Below are 5,701 nucleotides of genomic sequence, written 5' to 3' on the forward strand. Positions count from 1 at the left end.
CGCGTCGTCCAGATCAGCGGGACCGCCGGAGGGTCGTGCAGGTTTGCGCCGACTCCCGGCAGGTCGGCGACCACGTCGATGCCGTGCTCGCGCAGGTGTGTCGCGGGGCCGATGCCCGACAGCATGAGGAGCTGTGGGCTGTTGACGGCGCCGCCCGACAGGACGACCTCGCGCTCGGCCCGTGCGACCTGCTCCGTCCCGGCGACCGCGTACGCGACCCCGGTGGCCCTGCCGTCCTCGACGACGACGCGCGTGGCCAGCGCTCCGGTGAGGACCGTGAGGTTGGGACGGTCCATCGCGGGCTGGAGATAGGCGTCGACGACGGACCACCGACGGCCCTTGCGGCAGGTCACCTGATAGAGCCCGGCGCCCTCCTGCGAGGCACCGTTGAAGTCGTCGTTGCGCGCGAAACCCGAGTCGACCGCCGAGTCGACCCACGCCGCGGTGAGCTCGTGGGTGAAGACGCGGTCCTCGACCCGCAGCGGCCCGTCGGTCCCGTGGTAGGGCCCGGAGAGGCGGGTGTTGCCCTCGGCCCGCACGAAGTAGGGCAGGACGTCCTCGTAGCCCCAGCCGTCGGCGCCGTACGCGTCGCGCCACGTGTCGTAGTCCAGGGCATTGCCGCGGATGTAGATCATCGCGTTCATCGAGGAGCAGCCGCCGAGGGCCTTCATCCGCGGCCAGTAGGCGCGCCGCCCGTGCAGCTGCTTCTGGGCGGTGGTCGTGTAGTTCCAGTCCCAGCGGGTCTTGAAGAGAGTCGAGAACGCCGCCGGGATCCGGATCTCGTCGGCGTCGGCCGGCGGGCCCGCCTCGAGGAGGAGCACCGTCACCGACGGGTCCTCGGTCAACCGGGCGGCCACGACCGCACCCGCGCTCCCCGCGCCCACCACCACGTAGTCGTACGACGTCATGCGCCGAAGTGTGACACACCTCATATCCGGCCGTCGCAGCCTCCGCCTGCTCCACGGGCAGCAGGGATCGGCGGCCGACCGATCGGAGAAAAACATGAGGTAGTCCTCAGGTAAATGTTGAGGCTTCCCTCATGTTTGGGTCATGATGAGGGCTGCCCCGACCGCGCACCACCAGGAAGGCTCGAGGGACTCGTGACGATCATCGACACCCCGACCACCCGGACGACGACGCACGACCACCGCACCCGGCTGGTCGACGCGCTCAACGACGCGACCCCGTACGCCCTCGCTTTCGGAGGTCAGGGAAGCCCGTGGCTCGAGCCGCTGAGCGACCTCCTGCGCACCTACGCGCTGGGTCCGCAGCTGCACGCGACCTGCGCGGGCGCCGAGCGCCTGCTCACGCCGGTGCTCCCCGAGATCTCCCGCATCCCGCTGCCGTTCACCCCGCTGGAGTGGGCCGACGCGCTCGCGGTCGCCGAGTCGGCCGCCAGCGACGAGGCACCCCCCGCCCCGGACACCGACCTGCTGGCCCAGCCCGCCGTGTCCGTCCCCGGCATCCTCCTCGCCCAGCTCGCCGGCGTCGAGGCGCTGCGCCTGCAGGGTCTCGACCCCGCGACCAGCGCTCCCACCGCGGTCGTGAGCCACTCGCAGGGCGTCCTCGCCGCCGAGGCTGTGGCCGGACGAGACGCGTCCGAGGTCCTCGCCCTGGCCCGTCTGGTCGGCGCGGCCGTCCAGCTCACCGCCCAGCGCCGCGGCCTGCTCGGCGACACCATGCTCGCCGTACGGCGGGTCGACCCTGCCGAGGTCGAGCGCCTGCTCGCGGAGGTCAGCGACGTCGACGTCGACGTCGCCCTGCGCAACGGCCGCCGTTCGGTCGTCCTCAGTGGCCCGGCCGACGACCTGGTGACGATCAAGCGTCACCTCGAGCGCGAGGCGCAGACGCAGGCGTCGCTCCGCGACCGCAAGCTCACCGGCGGCACGCCGTTCTCCCCCGTCTTCGAGGTGCTGGAGCCGCGCGCCGCCTTCCACCACCACCGCCTGGCCGAGGCCGGCGACCTCGTCGCCGAGTGGGCCACCGCCTGCGGCCTCGACCCCGACTGGTCCCGTGACGTTGCCACGCGCGCCGTCATCGCCCCCGGCGACTGGGTCGGCGACCTGGAGTCTGCCCTCGACACCGGCGCGGAGTGGATCCTCGACCTCGGTCCGGGTGACCTCGCCTCGATGCTCGCCGGCTACGAGGCCACGGCGCGTGGTGTCGGCGTCGTCGCTCCCGCCACCCGGCGCGGACAGCGCACCCTCACCACGCCCGGCGCTGCCCCGCGGCGAGCCACCCCCTGGTCGGCGTACGCCCCGAAGCCGGTGACGCTGCCCGACGGCCGAACCGTGCTGGAGACCCGCTTCACGCGTCTCACCGGACGTTCTCCCATCCTGCTCGCGGGTATGACGCCGACCACCGTGGACGCTCCGATCGTCGCGGCCGCCGCCAACGCCGGATTCTGGGCCGAGCTCGCCGGCGGCGGGCAGGTCACCGAAGGCATCTTGACCGACCGCGTCGAGGAGCTCACGGGCCTCCTCGACCCGGGCCGTACCTTCGCGTTCAACGCGCTCTATCTCGACCCCTACCTCTGGAAGATGCAGCTGGGTCAGCAGCGTCTCGTCCAGCGCGCGCGGGCCAACGGTGCCGCCGTCGACGCGGTCGTCGTCAGCGCCGGCATCCCCGAGCTCCCCGAGGCCGTCGCCCTGGTCGACGAGCTCCGCGAGGCCGGCATCTCCTATGTCGTCTTCAAGCCCGGCACCGTCAAGCAGATCCGCGAGGTGCTGGCGATCGCCCGTGAGGCGGCGCCGACCCCGGTCGTCGTCCACGTCGAGGGCGGCAAGGCCGGCGGCCACCACTCGTGGGAGGACCTGGACGACCTGCTCCTCACCACCTATGCGCAGCTGAGGGCCCAGGACAACGTCGTCGTCTGTGTCGGCGGCGGCATCGGCACCCCGCAGTCGGCGTCGGCCTACCTCACCGGCGCCTGGGCGCGACGCCACGGCTACCCGGCGATGCCGCTCGACGGCATCCTCGTCGGCACCGCGGCGATGGCGGCCCGCGAGGCCACCACCTCTCCGCAGGTCAAGCAGCTGCTCGTCGACACACCCGGCACCCCGGACTGGGTCGGTGCGGGCCGCGCCGTCGCCGGCATGGCGTCCGGGCGCAGCCAGCTCGGCGCCGACATCCACGAGATCGACAACGCCGCCTCGCGGGCGGGCCGCATCATCGACGAGGTCGCGGGAGACGCCGACGCCGTGGCCGCCCGGCGCGACGAGATCATCGCCGCGATCGCAGCGACCGCCAAGCCCTACTTCGGTGACGTCACGACGATGACGTACGCCGCGTGGCTCGCACGCTACGCCGAGCTCGCCGGCGCCGAGCCGGGCGAGAACGAGATCACCGGCGCCGGCGCCGAGAACTGGCTCGACGTCACGCTGCGCGACCGCTTCCACGCCATGGTGCAGCGCGCCGAGGCACGCCTCTCCGACGAGGACCACGGCGAGATCCCGACGCTGTTCGCCGACGCCGAGTCGGTCGGTGACCCGCACGCCGCGATCGGCACGCTGCTGACCGCCTACCCGCGTGCCATCGAGGTGACGCTCCACCCCGGCGACGTCCCCTTCTTCGTCGAGGTGTGCCGCCGTCCGGGGAAGCCGGTGCCGTTCGTGCCCGTCCTCGACGCCGACGTACGCCGCTGGTACCGGTCGGACTCCCTGTGGCAGGCCCATGACGCGCGCTACGGCGCCGACGCGGTCTGCGTCATCCCCGGTCCCGTCGCCGTCGGCGGGATCACCCGTGTCGACGAGCCGGTCGCCGACCTGCTGCGCCGCTTCGAGGACGAGACGGTCGACGACGTCCTGACCGCCGGTGCGCTCGAGTCGCGCGTCGCCGGGCGTCGCCGCGTCGACGCCGCCGACGACGTGCTCGGGCTGGTCCTGGCCGCGCCCGACGTGAGCTGGGCTGGCCGTACGGTCCGCAACCCTGTCCACCGTCTCGGCGTCGACTGGGTCATCGTCGACCCCTCGCGTGCCGAGCACGCCGAGACCGGAGCGGTCCTGCGCACCGACGGCCCCGACGCCGTGCTGGAGGTGCCGCTCGGCGGCACCCGCTCGCTGTCGGTCCGCATCCAGGTCGCCGACGCCGCCGACGGCGGTGCCCCGGTCGTCACCGCCGACAGCGCCGTGGCGGCGATGCGTTGCCTCGTCGAGGTCGCCGGGGGCGGCTCGTTGCCGCAGGCGCGGGACGGCGTCGCCCGTACGACCGTGCGCTGGTCGGGCGACCTCGGCTCCGACCACGCCGCCGTCACCGGCGGAGCCGTCGCTCGCAGCGGTCGCCCCGCACCCGACGCGCTGGTCGGCCTCGCCTGGCCTGCCGTCTTCGCCGTCCTCGCCGGCACCCGCGCACCGGGCTCCGACGTCGACGTCGTGGAGGGCATGCTCGACCTCGTCCATCTCGACCACGCGATCCGGCTCGCTGACGACCTTCCGCACGGCGGCGCCGCGCTGAGCGTCGAGGCGCGCCTCGTCGGGGTCGAGGACGCAGGCGTCGGCCGCGTCGTGACCATCGACGTGGACGTGTGCACGGACTCCCACGAGCTCGCGACCCTGCGCGAGCGCTTCGCGATCCGCGGCCGCACCGGCGCCGCCGACCTGGGCGACCCCGTCGTCGCCGGTGGCGCGGCGCGCGGCGCCGTGACCGACACCCCGCGTCGTACGCGGGCGAAACGGTCGGTCGTCGCCCCCACCGACATGCGGGCGTTCGCCGCGGTCACCGGTGACCACAACCCGATCCACACCAGCGTCGCCGCCGCCCGCCTGGCCGGCCTGGGCGATCCGATCGTCCACGGCATGTGGCTTTCGGCGACCGCGCAGCAGATGCTCGGTGACCGCCGCGTGGACGGCTGGACGACACGGTTCCTGGCGCCCGTCCGGCTGGGCGCGACGGTAGACCTGACGGCCGTGCGTACCGGTCTCGACGCCGGCGCGGAGATCCTCGAGATCACCGGCCGCAGCGAGGGCGAGCTCGTGCTCGCAGCCACCGCGCGCATCGCCGCGCCCCGCACGGCCTACGCGTTCCCCGGCCAGGGCATCCAGCACCCGGGCATGGGCATGGCGGGATACCGGCGCAGCAAGGCCGCGCGGGAGATCTGGGACCGCGCCGACGCCCACACCCGTACGGCGCTGGGCTTCTCCATCCTGACCGTCGTCCAGGACAACCCGACCGTGGTCGTCGCCGACGGCGTCACGCACCGGCACCCCGACGGCGTCCTGTTCCTCACGCAGTTCACCCAGGTCGCGATGGCCGTCCTCGGCTCGGCGCAGATCGCCGAGCTCCGTGAGGCCGGCGCGTTCGTCGAGGACGCGGTGCTGGCGGGCCACTCGGTCGGTGAGTACAACGCGCTGTCGGCCGTCTCGGGCGTGATCAGCCTCGAGGCCGTGATCGAGGTCGTGTTCCAGCGTGGATCGGTGATGCACGCGCTGGTCCCCCGCGACGCCGAGGGCCGGAGCGACTACCGCCTGGCCGCCATCCGCCCGAGCCAGATCGGGCTGGCGGACTCCGACGTCGCGGCGTTCGTCGAGGGTGTGTCGCAGGAGTCCGGCGAGTTCCTCGAGATCGTGAACTACAACCTCCGCGGCTCGCAGTACGCCATCGCCGGAACCGTCCGCGGCCTCGAGATCCTCGAAGAGGAGATCGCACGACGCCGCGCGGCGTTCGGCGGCAAGGCGGCGTTCATCCTGGTGCCGGGCATCGACGT

Annotated in this window: 2 protein-coding genes; one reads left to right on the plus strand and one right to left on the minus strand. The window is 73.4% G+C overall.

All coding sequences use genetic code 11. The features are described 5' to 3' along the window. Positions 1-908, minus strand: a 908-nt coding sequence (locus PV363_RS15395) for a GMC family oxidoreductase N-terminal domain-containing protein (protein ID WP_301022785.1), incomplete at its 3' end; no start/stop codon positions are given. A gap of 192 nt (positions 909-1,100) precedes the next feature. On the opposite strand from PV363_RS15395, the gene PV363_RS15400 reads away from it, so the two are divergent. Continuing rightward, a partial coding sequence (locus tag PV363_RS15400; protein ID WP_301022786.1) for a fatty acid synthase subunit beta domain-containing protein occupies positions 1,101-5,701 on the plus strand: 4,601 nt, incomplete at its 3' end.

Origin of the sequence: Mumia sp., from assembly GCF_028803055.1 — a bacterium.
In the GTDB taxonomy this organism is placed as follows: Bacteria; Actinomycetota; Actinomycetes; order Propionibacteriales; family Nocardioidaceae; genus Mumia.